Origin of the sequence: Pseudomonas sp. CFBP 13602 (assembly GCF_014842725.1) — a bacterium.
Lineage (GTDB): Bacteria > Pseudomonadota > Gammaproteobacteria > Pseudomonadales > Pseudomonadaceae > Aquipseudomonas > Aquipseudomonas baltica.
The window spans coordinates 379,825-405,390 of sequence record NZ_JACYVT010000004.1; the positions used below are offsets into that span (position 1 = coordinate 379,825).

Here is a 25,566-nt window from a genome sequence, read left to right on the forward strand (position 1 = left end):
GCGAGCGAGGAAACCTGTGCGGAGGTGGGTATAATTCTGCCAGACATCGACAGTAAAGGTTCAAGCATGCCGCCAGACACGCAAATTCCCGACGCGGGGCAGCGCCAGCCTTCGGCCGCCGTGCAGCTCGACCCCACCACCTTGCCGGTTCTGGCCGCGCGGCCGATGGATGCGCACAAGGGCATGTACGGCCGTGTACTGGTGATCGGTGGCGACCATGGCACCGGCGGTGCAGCCTTGCTCAGCGCGCAAAGTGCCCTGCGCAGCGGGGCCGGCATGGTAACGCTGGCTACCCGCGGCGAGCACGTGGCGCCGGCGCTGGCGCGCATGCCGGAAGTGATGGTTGCCGATATCGCTTCGGCCAACCAGTTGCTGGCGCTGGCCGAAGCGGCCACGGTGCTGGTGGTCGGGCCCGGGCTGGGGCAGGCCAACTGGGGCCGCAGCCTGCTGTCGGTGGCGGCCAGCCAGGACAAACCACAGGTGTGGGACGCCGATGCACTGAATCAGTTGGCGCAGGGCGCCGTTGCACTGCCGGCCGATGCCGTGCTGACTCCGCACCCAGGGGAAGCGGCCAGGCTGCTGGGTATTTCCACCGCGCAGGTGCAGGCCGATCGCCCCGCGGCGGCCCTGCGCCTGGCGCGTCAGTATTCGGCAGTGTGCGTGCTCAAGGGGGCGGGCAGCCTGATCGCTGCGCCCGATGGGCGTCTGGCGATCTGCGATCAGGGTCATCCCGCCATGGCCACCGGAGGCTTGGGCGACGTGCTCGCCGGGCTGGTCGGCGCCCTGCGTGCCCAAGGCCTGGATGGCTTCGATGCGGCCTGCCTGGGTGTGTGGCTGCATGCCGGCGCCGGAGAACGGCTGGGCAAGCTCGGTCGTGGTTTGGCGGCCAGCGACCTGATACCTGCCATTCGTCAGTTGCTCGAGGAGCATTATCCGTGTCTGAAGTAGAAATCTACCTGGAAGGCGAAGCGGCCATGCTTGCATTCGGTGCGCGCATGGCAGAGGTGACCCAGGGCCACGGATTGATCTTCCTGGAGGGTGATCTGGGCGCCGGCAAGACCACCTTTTCCCGAGGCCTGATCCGCGGCCTGGGCCACGTCGGAGCGGTCAAGAGCCCGACCTTCACCCTGGTCGAACCCTACGAGATCGGAGTTATAAAAGCCTTTCACTTCGACCTCTATCGTCTTGTTGATCCAGAGGAATTGGAGTATTTGGGCATCCGCGACTACTTTGAAGAGGACGCCTTGTGCCTGATCGAGTGGCCCCAGCAGGGCGCAGGCTTTTTGCCAAAGCCGGACCTGACCATTACCATAAGCCCGCAAGCGGCCGGAAGGCTGTTGAAGTTATCGCCACAGGGCCCGCGCGGTGTGTCCTGGTGTGCCGCTGTGGCACAGAAATCCAAATAATTTGATGGGGTTAGGTATGCGCATTCGCGCGCTGGTCGCGGTCGTTGGTCTGATGTTGACGGGTTTTGTCGTCAATGCCGTGGCCGCTACACAAGTCAAGAGCGTGCGCTTGTGGCGAGCGCCGGATAACACCCGGCTGGTCTTCGACCTCACAGGTCCCGTCCAGCACAGCGTGTTCACGCTGTCGTCGCCCGATCGACTGGTCATCGACATCAACGGCGCCACTGCGGCCGGTCCGTTGAGCGTGGCGCCTGGCGACTCGCCCGTCACCAGCGTGCGCTCGGCACAGCGTACCCCCACCGATCTGCGCGTGGTGGTGGACCTGAAAAAGGCCATCACCCCGAAAAGCTTCACGCTTGCGCCCAACCAGCAATATGGCAACCGCCTGGTGGTCGACCTGTTCGACTCCGCGGCCGATGCCGAGCCCACGCCACCGCAGCCGGCCGTGGCCATCACACCGGCGGTGCCGGTGACGCCGACGCGTCCGGCCATCAAGCTGACCCCGGTGCCCAACGGCAAGCGCGATATTGTCATTGCCATCGATGCCGGCCACGGCGGCGAAGACCCAGGCGCCTCGGGGCCGCGCGGGCAGCACGAAAAAGACGTGGTGTTGCAGATCGCCAAGGAATTGCAACGCCAGATCAACGCCGAACAAGGCTTTCGCGCCGAGCTGACGCGCACCGGCGACTACTTCATTCCGCTGCGCGGGCGTACCGAAATCGCCCGCAAGAAGGGCGCAGACCTGTTCGTGTCCATTCACGCCGACGCCGCGCCCTCATCGGCGGCTTTCGGCGCCTCGGTATTTGCCCTGTCCGAGCGCGGCGCCACGTCGGAAACCGCACGCTGGCTGGCCGATACCGAGAACCGTTCGGACTTGATCGGTGGCGCTGGCAACGTCAGCCTGGATGACAAGGACCGCATGCTGGCCGGCGTGTTGCTGGATCTGTCGATGACCGCTTCGCTTACTTCCAGCCTCAATGTGGGCCAGAAAGTGTTGAGCAACATTGGCCAGGTGACACCGCTGCACAAGCGTCGGGTCGAGCAGGCCGGGTTCATGGTGTTGAAATCGCCGGACATCCCTTCGATCCTCGTGGAAACCGGGTTCATCTCCAACTCCAACGAAGCCAACAAGCTGCAAAGCTCGGGTCACCAGCAGGCGCTGGCGCGATCCATTCGTACCGGCGTGAAGCAGTTCTTCCAGCAGAACCCGCCGCCAGGTACCTACATGGCGTGGTTGCGCGACACCGGCAAGATTGCCCGCGGCCCCAGCACCCACGTGGTGCGTCCCGGCGAGACCCTGGCTATGCTCGCGGCGCGCTACGACTTGGGCATCGCCACCTTGCGCAGCGCCAATGACCTGAAAACCGATGAATTGAAGATTGGCCAGGAAGTTACGATTCCCAGCACTGCCCTGGCGTCCCAGTAATGGTTGAATCGGCGCGTATCGAGCTGCTCAGTCCGCGGCTCGCCAACCAGATCGCTGCTGGCGAGGTGGTCGAACGACCGGCTTCGGTGATCAAGGAGCTGCTGGAAAACAGCCTGGACTCCGGCGCCCGGCGCATCGACATCGAGGTCGAGCAGGGTGGCGTCAAGCTGCTGCGCGTGCGCGACGACGGCAGCGGCATCTCGGCCGACGACCTGCCGCTGGCCCTGGCGCGCCATGCCACCAGCAAGATCCGCGACCTGCAGGACCTCGAGCGCGTCATGAGCCTGGGGTTTCGCGGCGAAGCGCTGGCCTCGATCAGTTCGGTGGCGCGGCTCACCCTGACCTCGCGCACCGCGGCGGCCGATCAGGCCTGGCAGGTAGAAACCGAAGGCCGCGACATGGACGCCCGCGTGCAGCCTGCGGCGCACCCTGTGGGCACCTCGGTGGAGGTGCGCGACCTGTTCTTCAATACGCCGGCGCGGCGCAAGTTTCTCAAGACCGAAAAAACCGAGTTCGACCACCTGCAGGAAGTCATCAAGCGCCTGGCGCTGGCGCGCTTCGACGTAGGCTTCCACCTGCGGCACAACGGCAAGAGCATCCTCGGCTTGCATGAGGCCCATGACGAAACCGCCCGTGCACGGCGGGTCGCTGCGGTCTGCGGGCCGGCGTTCCTTGAACAGGCGATGCCTATAGAAGTCGAGCGCAACGGCCTGCGGCTGTGGGGCTGGGTAGGCTTGCCGACGTTTTCGCGCAGCCAGGCCGACCTTCAATACTTCTTCGTCAACGGCCGAGCGGTGCGCGACAAGCTGGTTGCCCACGCGGTACGCCAGGCTTATCGCGACGTGCTGTTCAACGGCCGTCATCCGACCTTCGTCCTGTTTCTGGAAGTGGACCCAGCGGTGGTCGACGTCAACGTGCACCCGACCAAGCATGAAGTGCGCTTTCGCGACGGGCGCATGGTGCACGACTTTCTCTACGGCACATTGCACCGGGCGCTGGCCGATGTTCGCCCGGAAGACCAGTTGGCGAGCGCGCCGGCGCAGGCCCAGCCGTTGCGGCCGAGCGGGGCCCAGGCAGGCGAGTTCGGCCCCCAGGGTGAAATGGGCCTGGCGGCCAACCTGCTGCACTCACCGATGGCCCAGCCACAGTCGAGTGGGGGTTCCAGCGGCGGGTATTCATACACGCCACGGCCGACCGCTGCCCTGCCGGTGGCCGAGGCGCAGAGCGCCTACCGGGAGTTCTTCGCACCGCTGCCTACCGCCGGCAGCAGCACCGCGCCGATTCCCAGCCTGCCACCAAGCCAGGGCGACATCCCCCCGCTGGGCTACGCGCTGGCACAGCTCAAGGGTATCTATATCCTGGCCGAAAACGCCCAGGGGCTGGTTCTGGTGGACATGCATGCGGCGCACGAGCGCATCATGTACGAGCGCCTGAAGATCGCCATGGCCAGCGAGGGTCTGAGCGGGCAGCCCTTGCTGGTGCCCGAATCGCTGGCCATGAGCCAACGCGAGGCGGACTGTGCCGAGGAGCACGCGGCGTGGTTCCAGCGCCTGGGCTTCGAGCTGCAGCGCCTGGGCCCGGAAACCCTGGCCATACGCCAGATTCCAGCCCTGCTCAAGCAGGCCGAGGCCAATCGCCTGGTCGGCGATGTCCTGGCCGACCTGATGGAGTACGGCACCAGTGACCGTATCCAGGCCCACTTGAACGAATTGCTGGGCACCATGGCCTGCCACGGTGCCATTCGTGCCAACCGGCGCCTGGCCATTCCGGAAATGAACGGCCTGCTGCGCGATATGGAAAACACCGAGCGCAGTGGCCAGTGCAACCATGGTCGACCGACCTGGACCCAGATGGGCCTGGACGACCTGGACAAACTCTTCCTGCGCGGGCGTTGAACATGAGTGGCCTACCTCCGGCGATCTTCCTCATGGGGCCCACGGCCGCGGGCAAGACCGACCTGGCCATCGAGCTGAGCAAGGTGCTGCCGTGCGAGCTGATCAGCGTCGACTCGGCCCTGGTCTACCGCGGCATGGACATCGGCACCGCCAAGCCGTCGCGGGCGGTGCTCGACGCCCATCCGCACGCGCTGATCGACATCCTCGATCCGGCGCAAAGCTACAGCGCCGCCGACTTTCGCCGCGATGCCTTGCAGGCCATGGCGCAGATCACCGCGCGGGGCAACATCCCGCTGCTGGTTGGCGGCACCATGCTGTATTTCAAGGCTTTGCTCGAGGGGTTGGCGGACATGCCGGGCGCCGATGCCCAGGTGCGCGCCGATCTCGAGGCGCAGGCCGCGCTGCACGGCTGGCAGGCACTGCATGACCAGCTTGCGGCGGTCGATCCGGTTTCTGCCGCGCGCATTCATCCCAACGATCCGCAACGGCTGATCCGAGCGTTGGAGGTCTACCGCGTGAGTGGTTCGAGCATGACCGAGCTGCGCGCGCGACAATCTGCGCAAAGTACCGAGGCAGGCGCATTGGCAAGCGGGCAATTGCCCTATACTGTGGCCCACTTGGCAATCGCACCCGCCGATCGCTCGGTGCTGCATGAGCGAATTGCCTTGCGTTTCGGACAAATGCTGGAACAAGGCTTCGTCGACGAGGTCACTGCCTTGCGTGCTCGAAGTGACTTGCATGCTGGGCTTGCGTCTATACGAGCGGTGGGCTATCGGCAAGTCTGGGATCATCTGGATGGCCAGCTGACCGAGGTGCAGATGCGCGAACGCGGCATCATCGCCACGCGCCAATTGGCCAAGCGACAGTTTACCTGGTTGCGCAGTTGGGCCGATCTGCACTGGCTCGACAGCCTGGCCATCGACAATCTGCCTCGCACCTTGAAATACCTGGGTTCGGCCTCCATATTGAGCTGAGTCCCGCAATTGCCGTCTATCCTTGGGTCTGACGGTCAGAGCCTTCATCTTTTCAAAGCTTTTCCACTATTGATCCTTAAAGGAGTGCGGCACATGTCAAAAGGGCATTCGCTACAAGACCCTTACTTGAACACCTTGCGTAAAGAGAAGGTCGGCGTCTCGATCTATCTGGTGAACGGTATCAAGTTGCAGGGCCAGATCGAATCGTTCGACCAGTTCGTCATTTTGCTGAAGAACACGGTCAGCCAGATGGTCTACAAACACGCTATTTCCACGGTTGTACCGGTGCGTCCGATTCGTCTGCCAAGTGCGACCGAATCCGAGCAGGGCGACACCGACCCAGGTAACGCTTGATAGGAGTCTGCCTTGTTCTTTGAGCGCCACGGTGGTGGTGAGCGAGCGATCCTCGTTCATCTGGATGGTCAGGACCCTGAGGCGCGCGAAGACCCGCAGGAGTTTCAGGAGCTGGCCATCTCGGCCGGCGCCGAAACTGTCGCATTCGTCAATGTCGCCCGTCATCGGCCCAGTGCCAAATTTCTGATCGGCAGCGGCAAGGTCGAGGAGCTGCGTGACCAGGTCAAGGCCGAGCACGCAGATCTGGTGATCTTCAATCACACCCTCACACCCAGCCAGGAGCGCAACCTCGAGAAAGTCTTCGAGTGCCGCGTGCTGGACCGTACCGGTCTGATCCTGGATATCTTCGCGCAACGCGCCCGTACCCATGAAGGCAAGCTGCAGGTCGAACTGGCCCAGCTCGAGCACATGAGCACGCGGCTGGTTCGCGGCTGGACTCACCTCGAGCGCCAGGGCGGTGGTATCGGCCTGCGCGGCCCTGGTGAAACCCAGCTGGAAACCGACCGGCGTCTGCTGCGGGTACGCCTGCGGCAGATCAAGCAGCGCCTGGAAAAGGTTCGCAGCCAGCGCGAGCAGGCACGTCGCGGCCGCCGGCGAGCCGACATTCCGTCGGTGTCCCTGGTGGGCTACACCAACGCCGGCAAGTCGACCTTGTTCAACGCCGTCACGCAGTCCGAGGTGTACGCGGCCGACCAACTGTTCGCCACGCTCGATCCGACCCTGCGCCGACTCGAGTTGAACGACCTGGGACCGGTGATCCTGGCCGACACGGTGGGTTTCATTCGTCACCTGCCGCACAAGCTGGTCGAAGCGTTTCGCGCCACCCTCGAGGAATCGAGCAACTCCGACCTGCTGCTGCACGTGATCGATGCCCATGAGCCCGAGCGCATGGCGCAGATCGAACAGGTCATGGCCGTGCTCACCGAGATCGGCGCGCAAGGCTTGCCGATACTCGAGGTGTATAACAAACTCGACCTGCTCGAGAACGTCGAGCCGCAGATACAGCGCGATGCCGACGGCAAACCGGTCAGGGTATGGGTGTCGGCGCGCGACGGGCGCGGTCTCGAGCTGGTCAAGCAGGCGGTTGCCGAGCTGCTCGGCGAAGACCTGTTCGTCGGCACGCTGCAGCTGGGCCAGACACTGGGCCGCCTGCGCGCCCAGCTGTTTTCGCTGGGCGCGGTGCAAAGCGAAGCGCATGATGAGCAAGGTGGCAGTCTGCTGGCAATACGCCTGCCGCGTGCGGAGCTCAATCGCCTGGTCAGTCGCGAAGGCATGGAGCCCGCTGAATTCATCGAGCAACACACTTTGCAATAAAAGCCTCGTGTGGCAGCTGTGCTGTCATGTCGGGCATTCTGTAGCATTGGTCGGCGCGCCGTGGGTGCGTCTTTGCTTTATCAGATGGAGAGCGCTATGGCTTGGAATGAGCCGGGTGGCAACTCGAACAATCAAGATCCTTGGGGTGGTAAACGCCGTGGAGGCGACCGCAAGGGGCCACCGGATCTCGACGAGGCCTTCCGCAAGCTGCAGGACAGCCTGAACGGGTTGTTCGGCGGTGGAAAGAAACGCACAGGTGGCGGTGGCGACGGTGGAGGCACGTCCAAGGGCGGTGGTCTCGGCCTGTTGGGCATCGGCCTTGCCGTGCTTGGCGCGATCTGGCTGTACAGCGCGGTGTATGTGGTCGACGAGCAGGAGCAGGCCGTGGTGCTGCGCTTCGGCAAGTATTACGAAACGGTAGGTCCGGGCCTGAACATCTATTTCCCGCCGATCGACCGCAAGTACCTGGAAAACGTCACGCGCGAGCGTTCGTATACCAAGCAGGGGCAGATGCTCACCGAAGACGAGAACATCGTCGAAGTGCCGCTGACCGTGCAGTACAAGATCACCAACCTGCAGGACTTCGTCCTGCGCGTCGACCAGCCCGAAATCAGCCTGCAGCATGCTACCGACAGTGCGCTTCGCCACGTGGTGGGTTCCACCGCCATGGACCAGGTGCTGACCGAAGGTCGCGAGCAGATGGCCGGCGAGATCAAGGAGCGCCTGCAGCGTTTCCTCGACACCTACCAGACCGGTATCACCGTGACCCAGGTCAACGTGCAGAGCGCGGCAGCCCCGCGTGAAGTGCAGGAAGCCTTCGACGACGTGATCCGCGCCCGGGAAGACGAGCAGCGCTCGCGCAACCAGGCCGAAGGCTATGCCAACGGCGTGATTCCCGAGGCTCGCGGGCAGGCCCAGCGCATCATCGAAGATGCCAACGGCTACCGCGACGAAGTCGTATCGCGCGCCAAGGGTGAGGCCGACCGCTTCACCAAGCTGGTCACCGAGTACCGCAAGGCACCCGACGTGACCCGTCAGCGCCTGTACCTGGAAACCATGCAGGACGTGTACAGCAACACCAGCAAGGTGCTGGTGGCCAGCAAGGAAGGTCAGAACAACCTGATCTACCTGCCGCTGGACAAGATGGTCGGTGGCGACCGCAACAACGGCAGCACGCCTGCCGCCAGCACGCCGGCCTCGGCCAGCGACGCCGCCGGCGCACGCGCTGCGGCCGACCTGCAGCAGCAACAGCGTGAAATGCGTTCAAGGGAGAGTCGCTGATGGGCAATAAATCTGTGATCGCCCTTGTCGTCACCGTCGTTCTGGCGGTGGCAGCATGGAACTGCTTCTACATCGTTGCGCAAACCGAACGTGCGGTCCTCCTGCAATTCGGTCGCGTGGTCCAGGCCGATGTCCAGCCCGGCCTGCATGTGAAGCTGCCGTACGTCAACCAGGTGCGCAAGTTCGATGCGCGGCTGATGACCCTCGACGCCCCGACCCAGCGGTTCCTGACCCTGGAGAAGAAAGCGGTGATGGTCGATGCCTATGCCAAGTGGCGTGTGAAGGATGCCGAGCGCTACTACACCGCTACTTCCGGCATGAAGCAGATCGCCGACGAGCGTCTGTCGCGACGTCTCGAATCGGGTCTGCGTGACCAGTTCGGCAAGCGCACCCTGCATGAAGTGGTGTCGGGCGAGCGTGACGCGTTGATGTCCGACATCACCACGTCGCTCAACCGCATGGCAGACAAGGAGCTGGGTATCGAGGTCATCGACGTGCGCGTCAAGGCCATCGACCTGCCCAAGGAAGTCAACCGCAGCGTGTTCGAGCGCATGAGCACCGAGCGTGAGCGCGAGGCGCGCGAGCACCGTGCCAAGGGTAACGAGTTGGCGGAAGGCATTCGTGCGGACGCCGATCGCCAGCGTCGTGTGCTGTTGGCCGAAGCCTATCGCGAGTCCGAGGAAGCGCGTGGTGACGGCGATGCGCAGGCAGCGTCCATCTACGCCCAGGCCTATGGTCAGGATCAGGAATTCTATTCCTTCTTCCGCAGCCTGCAGGCATACCGCCAGAGCTTCGCCAACAAGAGCGACGTGATGGTGCTGGACTCCAAGAGCGATTTCTTCCGCTTCATGGAGAAGTACAAGCCCTGATCGGCTTTCCCCGTCGAGCGGTTTAACCGTTCGGCGGGGTGAACGATCGGCGAAACGTGTGTATGATGCGGCAGCCGGGAAATTCCCGGCTTTTTTGCGTCTGCAAGTTAGATTGGCCGATTCATAGGCCCGGTTCATGAGGACATTGCCCCGCGACCTGCTTGCGGTGGGCGATTTCTGCTTCACTCAAGGCTAGCCCGACGGCAGGCCGCCCGGATCATAGGGGAAAGGCGTAATGGCAACGGTAGACCGCTGGCTGCTGCCAGATGGCATCGAAGAAGTACTGCCGCCCGAGGCTGCGCGAATCGAAGTCGCGCGGCGTCAGGTGTTGGACCTGTTCCAGAGCTGGGGTTACGAGTTCGTCGTAACGCCGCACATCGAATACCTCGAGTCGCTGCTGACCGGTGCCGGGCAGGACCTGGACCTGCGCACCTTCAAGGTGATCGACCCGCAATCGGGTCGGCAAATGGGCTTTCGTGCCGACATCACGCCGCAGGTGGCGCGCATCGATGCGCACACCTTGCGCCGTGAAGGGCCGAACCGCCTGTGCTATGCCGGCAGTGTGCTGCATGCACAGCCGCGGGCACTGTCCAGTTCGCGCAGCCCGATCCAGCTGGGCGCCGAGCTGTATGGCGATGCCAGTCCGAGCAGCGACGTGGAAGTCATCAGCCTGATGCTGACCATGCTGGAAATGGCCGATGTGCCAGACGTGCACATGGATCTGGGGCATGTCGGTATCTACCGCGGCCTGGCCCGCGCGGCCGGGCTGTCGGGCGATGTCGAGCAGCAGTTGTTCGATGCCCTGCAGCGCAAGGCCATCGACGAAGTGATCGTCCTCACCGAAGGGCTGCAAGCGGACATCGCCGAGATGCTGCGTGCCCTGGTTGGCCTGTGTGGCGGTCGCGAAGTGCTGGCTCAGGCCAAGGTACGCCTGGCCAACGCACCGGCGCCGGTGATGACCGCACTGGACGACCTGCTGGCGATTGCCGAGCGGCTGTCGTTGCGTTTTCCACAATTGCCGCTGTACTTCGACTTGGGCGAGTTGCGCGGTTATCACTATCACACCGGCGTTGTGTTCGCCGTGTTCGTTCCAGGCATGGGCCAGTCCATCGCCCAGGGCGGCCGCTACGATGACATTGGTGCGGACTTCGGCCGTGCCCGCCCGGCAACCGGTTTCTCCACGGACCTCAAGTCCCTGGTGACGCTGGGTCGGGCCCGGATCGAACTGCCCGTCGGTGGCGTCTGGATGCCTGACAGCACCGATGCGGCCTTGTGGCAGGCAGTCTGCCAGCTGCGCCGCGAGGGTCGCCGCGTGGTCCAGGCATTGCCGGGACAGACGATCGAGGCTGCCGGCGAGGCAGATTGCGACTGTCAATTGATTCAGCAGAACGGGCAATGGCAAGTGCTGCCACTGGCCTCTTGAGTTTTCCTGCCGGCCGCTGCCGGCACCAAGTTTGCGCGAATGAGGACAAGTGTTATGGGTAAGAATGTCGTAGTCCTGGGCACCCAATGGGGTGATGAGGGCAAAGGCAAGATCGTTGATCTGCTGACCGAACATGCTGCTGCGGTGGTGCGCTATCAAGGCGGCCACAACGCCGGTCACACGCTGGTCATCGACGGCGAGAAAACCGTCCTGCACCTGATCCCTTCGGGCGTGCTGCGCGAGGGCGTCCAGTGCCTGATCGGCAACGGTGTGGTAGTTGCACCCGACGCTCTGATGCGCGAGATCACCAAGCTCGAGGACAAAGGCGTACCGGTGCGCGAGCGCCTGCGTATCAGCCCGTCCTGCCCGCTGATCCTGTCTTTCCACGTGGCGCTGGATCAAGCCCGTGAAAAGGCCCGTGGCGAGCTCAAGATCGGCACCACCGGTCGCGGCATCGGCCCGGCGTATGAAGACAAGGTTGCTCGTCGCGGCCTGCGTGTGGGCGACCTGCTCAACATGCCGCGCTTCGAAGACAAGCTGCGTGAACTGGTGGATTACCACAACTTCATGCTGGTGGGTTACTACAAAGAGCCTGCCATCGAGTTTGAAAAGACTCTGGCCGAGTGCAAGGAATACGCCGAGCTGCTCAAGCCGCTGATGCTCGACGTGACTGCCGAACTGCACGACCTGCGTCGTGCAGGCAAAGACATCATGTTCGAAGGTGCCCAAGGTTCGTTGCTCGACATCGACCACGGTACCTACCCGTACGTGACCAGTTCCAACACCACCGCGGGTGGCGTTGCGACCGGCTCCGGCGTTGGTCCCATGTTCCTGGACTACATCCTGGGCATCACCAAGGCGTACACCACCCGTGTAGGTTCGGGTCCGTTCCCGACCGAGCTGTTCGATGAAGTCGGTGCGCACCTGGCCAAGCAAGGCCACGAGTTTGGCGCGACCACCGGCCGTGCTCGTCGTTGTGGCTGGTTCGACGCCGTCATCCTGCGTCGCGCTATCGATGTGAACAGCATCTCGGGCATCTGCCTGACCAAGCTGGACGTACTCGATGGTCTGGAAACCATCAATATCTGCATCGGCTATAAAGATGCGGAGGGCAAAGACGTTGCCCCCACTGACGCTGACAGCTACGTGGGCCTGCAGCCCGTGTACGAAGAAGTACCGGGTTGGAGCGAGTCGACCGTGGGTGCGAAAACCCTGGAAGAGCTGCCCGCCAACGCTCGTGCCTATATCAAGCGAGTCGAGGAGCTGATCGGCGCACCGATCGACATCATCTCGACCGGCCCGGACCGCAACGAAACCATCGTGCTGCGTCACCCGTTCGGCTGACAGCGGTTCGCGCAATACAGCAAAGGGCCCTTCGGGGCCCTTTGTCGTTCGAGCAACAGGCAAACCTTCTCGGCACGGCCTTTGCTGTGTGAGTCCTCAATCAGGCGCCATCGTCAGAATGGCGTCAATAAAAAGGGGATTCACATGTCCGCTGTCCTTTCTCTTATGCGCAGCCGTTTGCTGCGTCCGGTCTTCATCGCCCTGGGCATCGCTCTTTTGGTGCAGGTGCTGGCCGCCATTGCGCTGACCCGAAGCACGGTCACCGCGCTGGAAGCGGACCTGGACCGTCGCATGGCTCAGGACAGCCAGCGGCTGACGGGCGAGCTGCAAAGCGCGAGCGCGGAAGTGTCTTCCGGCCTCGAGGGCCTTTCGGGCAATACTCGCCAGCGCCTGAGTGCCGGTTTGTCGGCGCGTTTGAGCGGCGAGCAGGCGCAGATCCGCGCCACGCTGGACAAGGACCTGCAGGAATCGGCCACCGACATGGCCGAATTGCTGGCCTCGGTCGCGCCGCGGGCAATGTGGGACAACGATGTACCGACGCTTTCCGAGTTCGCCCGCCGTGCCCAGCGCAATCCCAACGTACTGTTCGTGATCTACAACGACGCCCAGGGCGAGCACTTGACCCGTTACTTGAACCGCGACAACCCCATCAACCAGGCGCTGTTGGCCAAGGGCGCCGGTGAGCGAGCCTTGGACAAGGTGCTCGATGCGGCCAAGACAGACCCGGCGGTGATCTATGTCGAGGCCTCGATCAACCCCAATGGCGCAGAGATCGGCCGGGTACTGATGGCTGTCTCGCGCACTGGTGTAGAGGCCGAGGTGGCCGAACTGGACAAGCGCTTCGCGGCATTGATTGCCAGTGCGGGGCAGTTGGTGGGCGAGAGCCTGCAAGGCGCCTCGGCCGAAAGTGCCAAGGCGCTGCAGGCGCGTCTGCAGTCGGCGGAATCGGCGGCGGCGACCATGCAGGCCAATACCCACAACACGGTGCAGGCCGCTGCGGCGCAGTTGCGCTGGCGCATCGGGCTGTGTCTGGCCCTGGTCGGCATGGTCATGCTGGTGGTGCTGACCGCGGTACTGGGGCGGCGCGTGGTGCATCGTCTGCGTCTGCTGGTCGGTGCGCTGGATGATCTGGCCGCAGGCGAGGGTGATCTGACCAAACGCGTCGCTATCCACAGCCGTGACGAGATCGGCGACATGGCGGCGGCGGTCAATCGTTTCGTCGACAAGCTGCAGCCTATCGTTCGCGAGGCGGGTGAGGTGGCGCACAAGACCGGTATCGAGATCGGCAGCATGGCCCAACGCAACGCTGGTGCCGATGATGCCGCTCGACTGCAGCGCGATGAAGTAGCGCAGAGCCTGCACGACTTGTCGCAGATGGCCGATGAGGCTCAGGCCGAGAGCCAGGCGATGCAGTCGGCCTTGCAGCAGGTGGCGCAGATTCGCAAGGCCACCGACGACAATACTCGTGCCTCGCAACAGGTCGGGGGGTTGATCGAGGCGTTGGCTGGCCAGGTGCAGAGCGGCTCAAAGGTGATCGAGCGCCTGGCCGAGCAGAGCCAGCAGATCGAGGTGGTGTTGACGGTGATCCACGGGATCGCCGAGCAGACCAATCTGCTGGCGCTCAATGCCGCCATCGAGGCGGCGCGGGCCGGTGAGACCGGGCGCGGTTTCGCCGTGGTCGCCGACGAGGTGCGTGCGCTGGCAAGCAAGACGCAGAGTTCGACCGGCGATATCCAGGCCCACATCGGCGCTTTGCAGGCCGGTGCGCGGGAAGCGGTGGCGGCTATCGGTCAGGCCGGACGACAGGCGGACGAAGGCCTGGCAGTGCTGCGCGACAGTGCGCGGCTGCAGCAGGCCGTTCAGACTTCGGTGGAACAGGTGCACTCGGCGATCGGCCTGGCAACCCAGGCGGCCGAACAGCAGGCGCGTGGCGCGCAGGCGGTGAAGGGCAGGGTGCAGGTGATCCACGCTCAGGCAGAGAAAGCAGCGTTCGCGGTACAGCAGACCACGGCCAGCAGCCGGGAACTGGACAAGCTCGCTGCCCAGCTCAAAGCCAGCCTGGGCCAATTCCGCGCCTGAAGCCGCGCTGCGGTCTGCCTGACGAACCGCGGTGCCTTTTCGCGGCCACGGACCGCTCCTACAGGATTGCGTGGCATCAGCGGTCATCGGCCGCGAAAGGCGCACCGCGGTCCTTGCTGACGAACCGCGGCGCCCGTTTCGCGTCCACGGACCGCTCCTACAGGATTGCGTGGCTTCACTCTGTGCGGTTCAGGTACATGCGGGTGGTGAGCAGGTACACCGGGACGCCGGAAATCAGGATCAGCAGTGCCGCGTAGGGCGCGGCGGCGGCGAATTCCATGTTCGAGGTGTGCGACCACACCTCGGTGGCCAGGGTTGTCATGCCGGTGGGGGCCAGCACCAGGGTAGCGGTCAGTTCCTTCATGCCATCGAGGAATACCAGCGCGAATGCCGCTGCCATCGCCGGGAAGATGATCGGCAGTGTCACCTGGCAGAACGCGGTGAACGGCGTGGCGCCCAGGGTCCGTGCCGCTTCTTCGAGCGCAGGCGCAGCCTTGTTCAGGGCAGTACGCACCGGCGCCTGCGCCAAAGGCAGAAACAGCAGCGCGTAGGCCAGCAACAGCAGCCCTGTGGTCTGGTACATCGCCGGAACGTAGTGCAGGGCGAAATATACCAGCGTCAAGGCGATCACCAGCCCCGGTAGCGCATGCAGCAGATAGGGCAGGCGTTCTGCCCAGATGGCCAGGCGGCCCCGATGGCGCACCACCAGCAGGCCCACGGGCAATGCCAGCGCCAGGCACAGCGCAGCGCCGCCCAGGGCCAATGCCAACGAGGTCAACAGTGCCTCGCCGATGGCCGCCACGGGAAAGGCCGCCGACGAGCCCTTCACCAGCCAATAGCCGAGCATGGCCAGTGGCACACCGCTGCCCACGATCACCAGCAGCAGGCAATACGACTGCGCCAACACCCGCCAGGCGCCGAGCCGCAAAGGGGTTGCACGCCGGGCAGCGCCCTGGCCGGTGCGAATGTGACGCGCGTTGCCACGCACCTTCAGCTCCAGCCACAGCAGCAATAGGCACAGAACCAGCAGCAGTGCCGACAGCATCGCCGCATTGGTGTTGCTGAATTCCAGTTCGAACTGTTGATAGATCGCTGTGGTGAAGGTCTGCAGCCCCAGGATCGACAGGGCGCCGAACTCCACCAGCATGTGCAGCGCGATCAGCAGCGCCCCACCCAGTACCGCCGGCCACAGCAGCGGCAGGGTGACCTTGAAGAACACTCCCGTGCGGTTCTGCCCCAGCGTGCGCGCCGATTCCTCCAGAGAGGTGTCCAGATTGCGCAGCGTCGCGGCGACCGGCAGAAACACCAGCGGGTATTTCGACAGGGTCATCACCAGAATCGCGCCGCCCAATCCTTCGAATCGCGAGCTGAGCGAAACCCAGGTGAAGCCGCTGACGAAAGCCGGTACCGCGAATGGCAGGCAGAGTATTACGCCCCAGAGACGTCGGCCGGCCAGGTCGCTGCGCTCCAGCAGCCAGGCCAGGCTCACACCGATGATCACGCAGGCTGCCGTCACCCCGGCCATCAACATCAGGGTGTTGCCCAGCAAGCGCAGCACGTAGGGACGCCACAACAGCCTGATGGCTTCGTGGAGGCCCGCTTGCCACGCCTTCAGGCCAACGTAGAGCAGGGGCAGCAGGCTCAGCCCGACCAGCAGCAGGACGGGTACGAGCACCCAGACCGAGGGGCGCTTGCGCCGCCCCGCAGGCATGACGAGAGAGGTGGTCAATTCAGGCCGACGTCCCGTTCCAGGTCCAGTGCGTCCTCGGCATTGCCGATGTCTGCCGGAGTGATGGCCGGTGCCTGCAGCTCGTCGAACGGCTTCAGGCCGCGGTCCGAGACCATGCCTTTGTGCAGTGGGTACTCGGCAGTGGTCTGGGTGATGACGCGCTGGCCTTCCTCGCTGGCCATGTAGGCGAGAAGCGCCTGGGCTTCACGCGGGTGCTTGCTGGACTTGAGAACGGCAGCGGAAGAAATGGTGATCAGGCCGCCGGCGTCGCCGTTGCTGAAGTAATGCAGTTTGGAGTCGAGTTGGCCTTTCTCGCGCTGGAGTGCGAACCAGTAGTAGTTGTTTACCAGAACAGTGGCGACTTCACCGTTTTCCACCGCCTTGAGGGCGACCATGTTGTTGGTGTAGGTCTTGCCGAAGGCGCGCAGACCGGTCAGCCATTCCTCGGCGGCCTCGCGACCGTGCAGCTTGATGATGGCCACGGCCTGCTCCTGGAAGGCTCCGCTGGTGGGCACGAAGCCGACCTTGCCCTGCCACTGCGGCTCGGCGAACTCCAGCACCGTTTCAGGCAGGTCTTTTTCGTCGATCAGCTTCGGGTTGTAGGCCACCACCCGTACGCGAGCGGTCACGCCCATCCACGAACCGTCCTTGGCGACGTATTTGGGCGGCAGCATGCTCAGGGTGCTGTCGTCGATTTTGGCCAGAAAGCCTTTCTCGCCCAGATTGTTCAGAGGAGGTGATTCTTCGGTGTAGATGAGATCCGCCGGAGAGCGCTGGCCTTCTTCCATTACCTGGCTGGCCAATTGATTGCTGCTGCCCTTGCGGACATTGACATGAATCCCGGTCTTGGCCTCGTAGGCCTGCGCGATGGCCTCGCCTATTTCCTTGTGCTGGCCATTGTAGAGGGTCAGTTCGACCTTGTCGGCGGCCAGGGCCAACTGGGCGGCCAGTGCCGTGCCCAGCAGGCAGGCGGCCAGGGTGCGAAAAAGGGACCGGAGGGTTCGTGTGGGCATGGGGCAACTTCCTTACGGCAGGGCAGCGGAATCTTGAAACAATTGTAAACGATATGGGTTCTCAGGTGGCCTTTCGGATCCAGACAAGGCTTATCCCTGGGATTGGTCATCGGCCGCGAAAGGCGCCCTGGGGTGTGTCAGGAAGACCGCGTCGCCTGTTTCGCGGCCACGGACCGCTCCTACGGGAGCGCGCGTATGCAGACCTACCGTAGGAGCGGTCATCGGCCGCGAAGGGCGCGGCGAGGTGTGTCTGCTACACCGATGCGCTCTTTCGCGGTCACGGACCGCTCCTACGGGAGAATGGTGGGGAGATTTTGGGGTGCCAGAAACGCAAAAACCCGCTTTCGCGGGTTCTTGTGAAGAATTGGTGCCCAGAAGAAGACTCGAACTTCCACGACCGTAAGGTCACCAGCACCTGAAGCTGGCGTGTCTACCAATTTCACCATCTGGGCAGCATCAGCAGCGTTGCACGCCGTTGATGGGGCGCACTATACGACCGCCCTTTTGATCTGTAAACCCCTGTTTTGATTTTGTTAATTCAAAACATCCAACTGCCTGAAAAAGCCTTGAAACGCAAAAACCCGCTTTCGCGGGCTTTTGTGAGTGGCACAAGATTGATGTAATCTCGTGTCCTGAATTGGTGCCCAGAAGAAGACTCGAACTTCCACGACCGTAAGGTCACCAGCACCTGAAGCTGGCGTGTCTACCAATTTCACCATCTGGGCAGCATCTGCAACGCTGTGCGTTGTCGATGGCGCGCACTATACGGAGCGCTCTTTACGCTGTAAACCCCTGTGGCGAGAAAAATCGACTAAAATTCCCCAGTGGCGTCCCGGACACTGTTTTCGACCTCGGGGCAGGGCTTTTAACTGGCAGGCAGCGCCTGAAATTTCCCGTTTCAATACGCGTATGCCAAACTAACGCCTATATAGACAAGGTGAATTCTCTCTAATGGCCGATTGGCAGACCCTCGATCCCGAGGCCGCTCGTGAAGCGGAAAAATACGAAAACCCCATTCCCAGCCGTGAGCTGATCCTCAAGCACCTCGACGAGCGCGGCTCTCCCGCCAGCCGCGAGCAGCTGGTGGACGAGTTCGGCCTCACCACCGAGGACCAGCTGGAAGCCCTGCGCCGCCGCTTGCGTGCCATGGAGCGCGATGCGCAACTGATCTACACCCGTCGCGGCACCTATGCCCCGGTCGACAAGCTCGACCTGATCGCCGGCCGCATCAGCGGTCACCGCGATGGCTTCGGCTTCCTGATCCCCGACGACGGCAGCGACGACCTGTTCATGAGCCCGGCGCAGATGCGTCTGGTGTTCGATGGCGACCGTGCCCTGGCACGGGTTTCCGGCCTCGACCGTCGCGGTCGTCGCGAAGGCGTGATCGTCGAAGTGGTGTCGCGTGCCCATGAAACCATCGTTGGCCGCTACTTCGAAGAAGGCGGCATTGGTTTCGTGACACCGGACAACCCCAAGGTGCAGCAGGAAGTGCTGATCACCCCCGGTCGCCACGGCGCCGCGAAGATCGGCCAGTTCGTCGGGGTGAAGATCACCCACTGGCCAACCGCGCGCTTCCAGCCTCAGGGTGACATCGTCGAGGTGCTGGGCAACTACATGGCGCCCGGCATGGAAATCGACGTCGCCCTGCGCACCTACGACATTCCTCATGTATGGCCCGAAGCCGTGCTCAAGGAGGCCGCCAAGCTCAAGCCGCAGGTGGAAGACAAGGACAAGGAGAAGCGCATCGACCTGCGCCATCTGCCGTTCGTGACCATCGACGGCGAAGACGCGCGCGACTTCGACGATGCCGTCTATTGCGAAGCCAAGAGCAAGCTGCGCCTGTTCAACGGCGGCTGGACCCTGTACGTCGCCATTGCCGACGTGTCCAGCTACGTGAAGCTTGGCTCGGCGCTCGATACCGAAGCCCAGGTACGTGGCAACTCGGTGTACTTCCCCGAGCGCGTGATTCCGATGCTGCCCGAGCAGCTGTCCAACGGCCTGTGTTCGCTGAACCCCCATGTCGACCGCTTGGCTATGGTCTGCGAGATGACCATCTCCAAGACCGGCGAGATGACCGACTACAGCTTCTACGAAGCCGTGATCCACTCCCATGCGCGCCTGACCTACAACAAGGTCAGTACCCTGCTCGAGCATTCGCGCAGCAGCGAAGCCAAGGCCCTGCGTGGCGAGTTCGGCGATGTGCTGCCGCATCTCAAGCAGCTGTATGCCCTGTACAAGGTGCTGCTGTCGGCGCGTCACGTGCGTGGTGCCATCGACTTCGAAACCCAGGAGACGCGCATCGTCTTCGGTTCCGAGCGCAAGATCGCCGAGATCAAGCCGACCATCCGCAACGATGCCCACAAGCTGATCGAGGAATGCATGCTGGCGGCCAACGTGGCCACTGCCGAATTCCTCAAGAAACACGAAATCCCGGCTCTGTATCGCGTCCACGACGGTCCGCCGCCGGAGCGTCTGGAAAAGCTGCGTGCCTTCCTCGGCGAGCTAGGCCTGTCGCTGAACAAGGGCAAGGACGGTCCGTCGCCCAAGGATTACCGTGCACTGCTGGAAACCATCCAGGGTCGCCCGGATTTCCACGTGATCCAGACCGTCATGCTGCGCTCGTTGAGCCAGGCGGTGTACAGCGCCGACAACCATGGTCACTTCGGCCTGAACTACGAGGCGTACACCCACTTCACCTCACCGATCCGCCGCTACCCCGACCTGCTCACGCACCGGGCAATCCGCAGCGTGATCCACTCCAAGCAGGACACTCCGCACGTCAAGCGCGCCGGTGCCCCGACCATTCCCAAGGCGCGCATCTATCCGTACGACGAAGCGGCGCTGGAACAGTTGGGCGAAGAGTGTTCGATGAGCGAGCGCCGTGCCGACGAAGCCACTCGTGACGTGGTCAATTGGCTCAAGTGCGAGTTCATGAAGGACCGCGTGGGCGAAACCTTCCCTGGCGTGATCACCGCCGTGACCGGTTTCGGCCTGTTCGTCGAGCTGACCGATATCTTCGTCGAAGGCCTGGTGCACGTCACCGCGCTGCCGGGCGACTACTACCATTTCGACCCGATACACCATCGCCTGGCCGGCGAGCGCACCGGGCGCAATTTCCGCCTTGGCGACACGGTCGAGGTGCAGGTCATGCGGGTCGACCTGGACGAGCGCAAGATCGATTTCGGTATCGGCGAAGCAACGCTGAACCAGCCGATCGGGCGCAAGAACCGCAAGGCCGACGCGCCGGCCGGCAAGCCCAAGAGCTACCCGACCACGCCGGCGGTCGAAAAGACCGCCGCCGAGAAGCCGGCCGCCGCTGCCGCCAAGCGCAGCGCTGCTCCGAGCAAGGCGCGCAAGGCCGACAGCGACGAGGTCTATCGGGCATCCGATGCCGCCGCGCAGAACGCCGAGGTGCGCAAGAGCCGTGAAATGAAGAAGGCCCTGCTTGCCGATGCAGCCAAGGGCGGCTCGGCCAAGGCTTCCGGCAGCCGCAACGGCGGTACTGGCAGCACGGGCGCCGGAGGCGATGCCAAGGCGACCAAGCACCGCAAGGGTCCATCGAAATCGGGCAGCCGCAAACCCAAGGCCAAGTCATGAGTCAGCTGGAAAAAATCTACGGTGTGCACGCGGTGGAGGCGCTGTTGCGCCATCATCCCAAGCGGGTCAAGCAGATCTGGCTGTCCGAGGGGCGCAGTGAGCCGCGGGTACAGACCCTGGTCGACCTCGCCACGCAGAATCGTGTGGCGGTTGGCCAGGCCGAGCGGCGTGAGCTGGATGCCTGGGTCGAAGGCGTGCACCAAGGGGTAGTGGCGGAGGTCAGCCCAAGCCAGGTGTGGGGCGAGGCGATGCTCGACGAGCTGCTGGATCGCACCGAGGGCCCGCCGTTGCTGCTGGTTCTGGATGGCGTGACCGATCCGCACAATCTGGGTGCTTGCCTGCGTACCGCCGATGCGGCCGGTGCGCTGGCGGTGATCGTGCCCAAGGACAAATCGGCCACCCTCACTCCTGCCGTGCGCAAGGTGGCGTGTGGCGCAGCGGAAGTGATTCCGCTGGTGGCCGTGACCAACCTGGCCCGTACCTTGGAAAAACTTCAGCAGCGTGGCCTGTGGGTCGTGGGTACCGCCGGCGAGGCGGACAACGAGATCTACCAGCAGGACATGACCGGGCCCACCATCCTGATCATGGGCGCCGAAGGCAAGGGCATGCGTCGCCTGACCCGCGAGCACTGCGACTATCTGGTCAAGCTGCCGATGGCGGGCAGCGTGAGCAGCCTGAACGTGTCGGTGGCGACCGGGATCTGTCTGTTCGAAGCGGTTCGTCAGCGTAACGCCAAGAAGAAATGATCCGCCTGGGCCGGCCCCTTCGCGGGCAGAGCCCGCTCCCACAGATGTGACCGATAGATGTGGGAGCGGGGCGGGCGGAGAGCCCTCTGCCCGCGACGGGGTTGGTCGCGACACCGCCATCGCTGTACAAATATTCACCAATCCCCTTGCTTCCCCCCAACCCCTTCTCTACAATTGCGCCCCTTGCCGTGATGGCTGGTGCACTCGTGCGCCTCTATCCAAAAGCCACAAGGCAAGACACACAGTGTCATTCACTCCTTGTCTGACCGCTCTGGCGGCAGGCTACAACCCGTAAGGAGCATTCATGCGTCATTACGAAATCATCTTTCTGGTCCACCCGGATCAGAGCGAGCAAGTCGGCGGCATGGTTGAGCGTTACACCAAGCTGATCGAAGAAGACGGCGGCAAGATCCACCGTCTGGAAGATTGGGGCCGTCGTCAACTGGCCTACGCCATCAACAACGTTCACAAGGCTCACTACGTGATGCTGAACGTTGAGTGCACCGGCAAGGCCCTGGCCGAGCTGGAAGACAACTTCCGCTACAACGATGCCGTGATCCGTAACCTTGTCATCCGTCGCGACGAAGCCGTCACCGACCAGTCCGAGATGCTCAAGGCAGAAGAAAACCGCAGCGAGCGCCGTGAGCGTCGTGACCGTCCTGAGCACTCTGACAGCGCCGATGGCGATGACAGCGACAACAGCGACGCCAGCGATAACGCTGACGAGTAATCCACGGACCTTTTGAGGAGCCCATTACATGGCACGTTTCTTCCGTCGTCGTAAATTTTGCCGCTTCACCGCTGAAGATGTGAAGGAGATCGATTACAAGGATCTCAACACTCTGAAAGCCTACGTATCCGAAACCGGCAAGATCGTTCCAAGCCGTATCACCGGTACCAAGGCTCGTTATCAGCGTCAGCTGGCCGTCGCTATCAAGCGCGCCCGCTTCCTGGCCCTGCTGGCCTACACCGACAGCCACGGCCGCTGAGACCGGGTTGTCGATACGCAGTAAAAGGATAGATACGCATGCGTGCCCTGGCTGATTTCATCATGCGCGGTCGCATGCAGGCCACTCTGGTAGTGGTCGGATGCGCGGCATTGCCGCTGTTGTTCTGGTTGAGTGCTGCCGCAGCGTGCCTGGTGTACCTGCGGCGCGGCATGAGTGACGCCATTGGTGTCCTCATCTGGGCTCTGCTGCCGGCTTTGGCCTGGTGGTACTTCGGTGAACCGCGCACCTTGATGGTGTTGCTGGGCGCACTGGGGCTCGCGGCGCTGTTGCGCGCGGGGTGGGCCTGGAATCGCGTGCTGCTGGCCAGCATAGCGCTGGGGCTGGTGTACGGAGTGTTGTTGGGCGTGGTGTTTCGCGAACCCATCGAAGCGTTGGCGCAGGCGTTGAACGAACGCCTGCCGCAGATGCTCGGTGGTCTCTACCAGCAGATGTCGGTAGAGGAGCGGGCCAGCCTTGGCAGCCTCATTGCGCCGGTACTCAATGGCCTGATAGCGGCCTTGTTGCAAGTCGTCAGCGTGGCAGCCCTGATGCTGGGGCGTTACTGGCAGGCGGCGTTGTACAACCCGGGTGGTTTTGGCAGCGAGTTTCGCGCCATTCGCATTCCACTCTGGCCGGCGGTATTGCTGCTGGCGTGCATGCTCATCGGTCCGAACTTCGGACCTCAGATGGCCATGTTGACGCCGCTGTGCAGCGTACCGCTGGTGTTCGCCGGGCTGGCCCTGATGCATGGGCTGGTCAAGGCGGGCAAGCTGGGCAGGTTCTGGCTCGTGGGGATGTACGTCACGCTCGTGCTGTTCATGCAGCTGATCTATCCGTTGCTCGTGGTCCTGGCCATTGTCGACAGCCTGATTGATTTTCGCGGTCGAATCGGGCCGAAAGGCACCGATAGCGATTCCGCGAACGGTGAAGGTTAAAAGTTAAGAGGTTTATACCAAATGGAACTGATCCTGCTGGAAAAAGTCGCCAACCTGGGCAACCTGGGCGATAAGGTAAATGTTAAGGCCGGCTACGGTCGTAACTTCCTGCTGCCATTCGGCAAGGCTACCGCTGCGACCGCTGCCAACCTGGCTGCGTTCGAAGAGCGTCGCGCCGAGCTGGAAAAAGCAGCTGCCGACAAGAAGGCTTCGGCCGAAACGCGTGCTGCCCAACTGGCCGAGCTGGAAGTGACCATCACTGCCACCGCTGGCGACGAAGGCAAGCTGTTCGGTTCGATCGGCACTCACGACATCGCTGACGCCCTGACCGCCTCCGGCGTCGAAGTGGCCAAGTCTGAAGTGCGTCTGCCGAACGGCACCATCCGTAACGTTGGCGAATACGACGTAGCCGTGCACCTGCACAGCGACGTTGAAGCTACCGTACGCGTTGTCGTAGTAGCTGCATAAGTCGGCTGGCACCTCTGGTGCCAGGCGGTTTAACATCGGGCACGACCTGTTCACAGGTCGTGCCCTTTGTTTTTGTGAAGAAGCCGTTTTCTGCAACCCGAATTTCAAGTGGCCATGAACGAGATATCCGCTCCCGAGCAATACGATCTGCAAACCGCTGCCCTCAAGGTGCCGCCGCATTCCGTCGAGGCCGAACAGGCCGTGCTCGGTGGGTTGATGCTGGACAACAACGCTTGGGAACGTGTGCTCGATCAGGTTTCGGACGGCGATTTCTATCGTCATGACCACCGGCTGATCTTCCGCGCCATCGCCAAGCTGGCCGATCAGAACACGCCTTTCGACGTGGTCACCCTGCACGAACAGCTCGACAAGGAAGGCCAGGGCACTCAGGTCGGTGGCCTGGGTTACCTGGGCGAGCTGGCGAAGAACACCCCGTCGGTGGCCAACATCAAGGCCTACGCGCAGATCGTCCGCGAGCGTGCCACCCTGCGCCAGTTGATCAGCATCAGCAGCGAGATCGCCGACAGTGCGTTCAATCCGCAGGGGCGCAATGCTGCCGAGATTCTCGACGAGGCCGAACGGCAGATTTTCCAGATCGCCGAGGCGCGGCCCAAGACCGGTGGCCCGGTCAGTGTCAACGACCTGCTGACCAAGGCCATCGATCGCATTGATACCCTGTTCAATACCGATGCGGCCATCACCGGCCTGTCCACCGGCTACACCGATCTGGACGAGAAGACCAGCGGCCTGCAGCCGGCCGACCTGATCATCGTCGCCGGCCGTCCGTCCATGGGCAAGACCACCTTTGCCATGAACCTGGTGGAAAACGCCGTGCTGCGCAGCGAGAAAGCCGTGCTGGTGTACTCGCTGGAGATGCCAGGCGATTCGCTGATCATGCGTATGCTTTCCTCGCTGGGACGTATCGATCAGACCAAGGTGCGCTCGGGCCGGCTGGACGACGACGATTGGCCGCGCCTGACCTCGGCGGTCAACCTGCTCAACGATCGCAAGCTGTTCATCGACGATACGGCCGGTATCAGTCCGTCGGAGATGCGCGCGCGTACGCGTCGCCTGGTGCGCGAGCACGGCGAGATCGGCCTGATCATGATCGACTACCTGCAGTTGATGCAGATCCCCGGTTCCAGCGGCGACAACCGTACCAACGAGATCTCCGAGATCTCTCGCTCGCTGAAGGCGCTGGCCAAGGAGTTCAATTGCCCGGTGGTGGCGCTGTCGCAGCTCAACCGCTCGCTCGAGCAACGCCCGAACAAGCGCCCGGTGAACTCCGACCTGCGAGAATCCGGCGCCATCGAGCAGGATGCCGACGTGATCATGTTCGTCTATCGCGACGAGGTGTATCACCCGGACACCGAGCACAAGGGCATTGCCGAGATCATCATCGGCAAGCAGCGTAACGGTCCGATCGGTTTCATCCGCCTGGCCTTCATCGGCAAGTACACCCGCTTCGAGAACCTCGCTCCGGGCAGCTACAACTTCGACGACGACGAGTAAACGCGCTGTTCGGATTTCCCGTAGGAGCGGTCCATGGCCGCGAATGAGCGGTGCGGTTGGGTCAGGTACACCGCGTTGGGGCTTTCGCGGCCGCTGACCGCTCCTACAGCAGGGATCCAGGTTCAATGAGCTCTGCCGGCGGAAAATTCACCAGCCATTTCCGACTAAAGCCATCGGAATTGGTTATTTTTTGTGCTATATTCCGCGCCCGC

General features: G+C 63.1%; 20 protein-coding genes, 2 tRNA genes and 1 pseudogene. 19 read left to right on the forward strand and 4 right to left on the reverse strand.

Features of this window, described 5'->3' with window-relative positions:
• Positions 1-126: 126 nt before the first annotated feature.
• The 12 genes and pseudogenes from IFU31_RS10615 to IFU31_RS10670 form a co-directional block, all read left to right on the forward strand.
• Positions 127-948, forward strand: a pseudogene (locus tag IFU31_RS10615) (NAD(P)H-hydrate dehydratase); the annotation flags it as partial.
• The gene (tsaE, locus tag IFU31_RS10620; protein WP_122480376.1) at positions 936-1,406 is read left to right on the forward strand and encodes a tRNA (adenosine(37)-N6)-threonylcarbamoyltransferase complex ATPase subunit type 1 TsaE; all 471 of its coding nucleotides are present in this window, start codon (positions 936-938) and stop codon (positions 1,404-1,406) included. The pseudogene IFU31_RS10615 and the gene tsaE, both read left to right, overlap by 13 nt.
• Before the next feature lie 16 nt (positions 1,407-1,422).
• Entirely contained in the window at positions 1,423-2,832 is a 1,410-nt protein-coding gene (locus IFU31_RS10625; protein WP_192048115.1) for an N-acetylmuramoyl-L-alanine amidase, read from the forward strand.
• Positions 2,832-4,727: a DNA mismatch repair endonuclease MutL gene (gene mutL / locus IFU31_RS10630; RefSeq protein ID WP_122480374.1), complete on the forward strand. Its 1,896-nt coding sequence runs from the start codon at positions 2,832-2,834 to the stop codon at positions 4,725-4,727. The genes IFU31_RS10625 and mutL overlap by 1 nt, the downstream gene beginning before the upstream one ends.
• 2 nt (positions 4,728-4,729) lie before the next feature.
• Complete coding sequence (miaA, locus tag IFU31_RS10635) at positions 4,730-5,701, forward strand: tRNA (adenosine(37)-N6)-dimethylallyltransferase MiaA (RefSeq protein WP_122480373.1); 972 nt, start codon at positions 4,730-4,732, stop codon at positions 5,699-5,701.
• A gap of 93 nt (positions 5,702-5,794) precedes the next feature.
• Positions 5,795-6,055 (forward strand): RNA chaperone Hfq, encoded by a 261-nt coding sequence (hfq, locus tag IFU31_RS10640; protein ID WP_043191144.1) that lies wholly within the window; start codon positions 5,795-5,797, stop codon positions 6,053-6,055.
• A 12-nt stretch (positions 6,056-6,067) separates the two neighbouring features.
• A complete protein-coding gene (hflX, locus tag IFU31_RS10645) occupies positions 6,068-7,369 on the forward strand; it encodes a ribosome rescue GTPase HflX (protein ID WP_122480372.1) in 1,302 nt (433 codons plus the stop codon).
• 96 nt (positions 7,370-7,465) lie between these two features.
• The gene (hflK, locus tag IFU31_RS10650; protein ID WP_122480371.1) at positions 7,466-8,650 is read left to right on the forward strand and encodes an FtsH protease activity modulator HflK; all 1,185 of its coding nucleotides are present in this window, start codon (positions 7,466-7,468) and stop codon (positions 8,648-8,650) included.
• Positions 8,650-9,519, forward strand: coding sequence for a protease modulator HflC (gene hflC / locus IFU31_RS10655; protein WP_122480370.1), 870 nt, complete (start codon positions 8,650-8,652; stop codon positions 9,517-9,519). The genes hflK and hflC overlap by 1 nt, the downstream gene beginning before the upstream one ends.
• 235 nt (positions 9,520-9,754) lie before the next feature.
• The gene (locus IFU31_RS10660) at positions 9,755-10,942 is read left to right on the forward strand and encodes an ATP phosphoribosyltransferase regulatory subunit (protein ID WP_122480369.1); all 1,188 of its coding nucleotides are present in this window, start codon (positions 9,755-9,757) and stop codon (positions 10,940-10,942) included.
• 54 nt (positions 10,943-10,996) lie between these two features.
• Positions 10,997-12,286, forward strand: a complete 1,290-nt coding sequence (locus IFU31_RS10665; RefSeq protein ID WP_192055760.1) for an adenylosuccinate synthase — start codon at positions 10,997-10,999, stop codon at positions 12,284-12,286.
• A 144-nt stretch (positions 12,287-12,430) separates the two neighbouring features.
• Positions 12,431-14,365 carry a methyl-accepting chemotaxis protein gene (locus IFU31_RS10670; RefSeq protein WP_192102876.1) on the forward strand — a complete coding sequence of 645 codons (1,935 nt, stop codon included), beginning with the start codon at positions 12,431-12,433 and terminating at the stop codon, positions 14,363-14,365.
• Between the two features lie 175 nt (positions 14,366-14,540).
• Here IFU31_RS10670 and IFU31_RS10675 read toward each other — a convergent pair whose 3' ends face one another.
• The 4 genes from IFU31_RS10675 to IFU31_RS10690 form a co-directional block, all read right to left on the reverse strand.
• A complete protein-coding gene (locus IFU31_RS10675) occupies positions 14,541-16,076 on the reverse strand; it encodes an ABC transporter permease (RefSeq protein ID WP_192102982.1) in 1,536 nt (511 codons plus the stop codon).
• Positions 16,077-16,090: 14 nt separating this feature from the next.
• Complete coding sequence (locus tag IFU31_RS10680; RefSeq protein WP_192102878.1) at positions 16,091-17,107, reverse strand: extracellular solute-binding protein; 1,017 nt, start codon at positions 17,105-17,107, stop codon at positions 16,091-16,093.
• A 365-nt stretch (positions 17,108-17,472) separates the two neighbouring features.
• Positions 17,473-17,559: transfer RNA gene (locus IFU31_RS10685), tRNA-Leu, on the reverse strand.
• A 186-nt stretch (positions 17,560-17,745) separates the two neighbouring features.
• Positions 17,746-17,832 (reverse strand) — tRNA-Leu (locus IFU31_RS10690).
• A gap of 226 nt (positions 17,833-18,058) precedes the next feature.
• Between IFU31_RS10690 and rnr the strand changes: the two genes are divergently transcribed.
• The 7 genes from rnr (at position 18,059) to dnaB (ending at position 25,354) form a co-directional block, all read left to right on the forward strand.
• On the forward strand, positions 18,059-20,704 hold the full coding sequence (gene rnr, locus IFU31_RS10695) for a ribonuclease R (protein ID WP_122480364.1): 2,646 nt from the start codon (positions 18,059-18,061) through the stop codon (positions 20,702-20,704).
• Positions 20,701-21,450: a 23S rRNA (guanosine(2251)-2'-O)-methyltransferase RlmB gene (gene rlmB, locus IFU31_RS10700; protein ID WP_122480363.1), complete on the forward strand. Its 750-nt coding sequence runs from the start codon at positions 20,701-20,703 to the stop codon at positions 21,448-21,450. The genes rnr and rlmB overlap by 4 nt, the downstream gene beginning before the upstream one ends.
• A gap of 304 nt (positions 21,451-21,754) precedes the next feature.
• Entirely contained in the window at positions 21,755-22,180 is a 426-nt protein-coding gene (gene rpsF / locus IFU31_RS10705; protein WP_122480362.1) for a 30S ribosomal protein S6, read from the forward strand.
• A gap of 28 nt (positions 22,181-22,208) precedes the next feature.
• Positions 22,209-22,439 (forward strand): 30S ribosomal protein S18, encoded by a 231-nt coding sequence (rpsR, locus tag IFU31_RS10710; RefSeq protein ID WP_008368574.1) that lies wholly within the window; start codon positions 22,209-22,211, stop codon positions 22,437-22,439.
• Positions 22,440-22,477: 38 nt separating this feature from the next.
• Entirely contained in the window at positions 22,478-23,374 is an 897-nt protein-coding gene (locus tag IFU31_RS10715) for a hypothetical protein (protein WP_122480361.1), read from the forward strand.
• A 21-nt stretch (positions 23,375-23,395) separates the two neighbouring features.
• A complete protein-coding gene (gene rplI, locus IFU31_RS10720) occupies positions 23,396-23,842 on the forward strand; it encodes a 50S ribosomal protein L9 (protein ID WP_122480360.1) in 447 nt (148 codons plus the stop codon).
• Between the two features lie 114 nt (positions 23,843-23,956).
• Entirely contained in the window at positions 23,957-25,354 is a 1,398-nt protein-coding gene (gene dnaB, locus IFU31_RS10725) for a replicative DNA helicase (protein WP_122480359.1), read from the forward strand.
• The last annotated feature ends 212 nt before the right edge of the window (positions 25,355-25,566 follow it).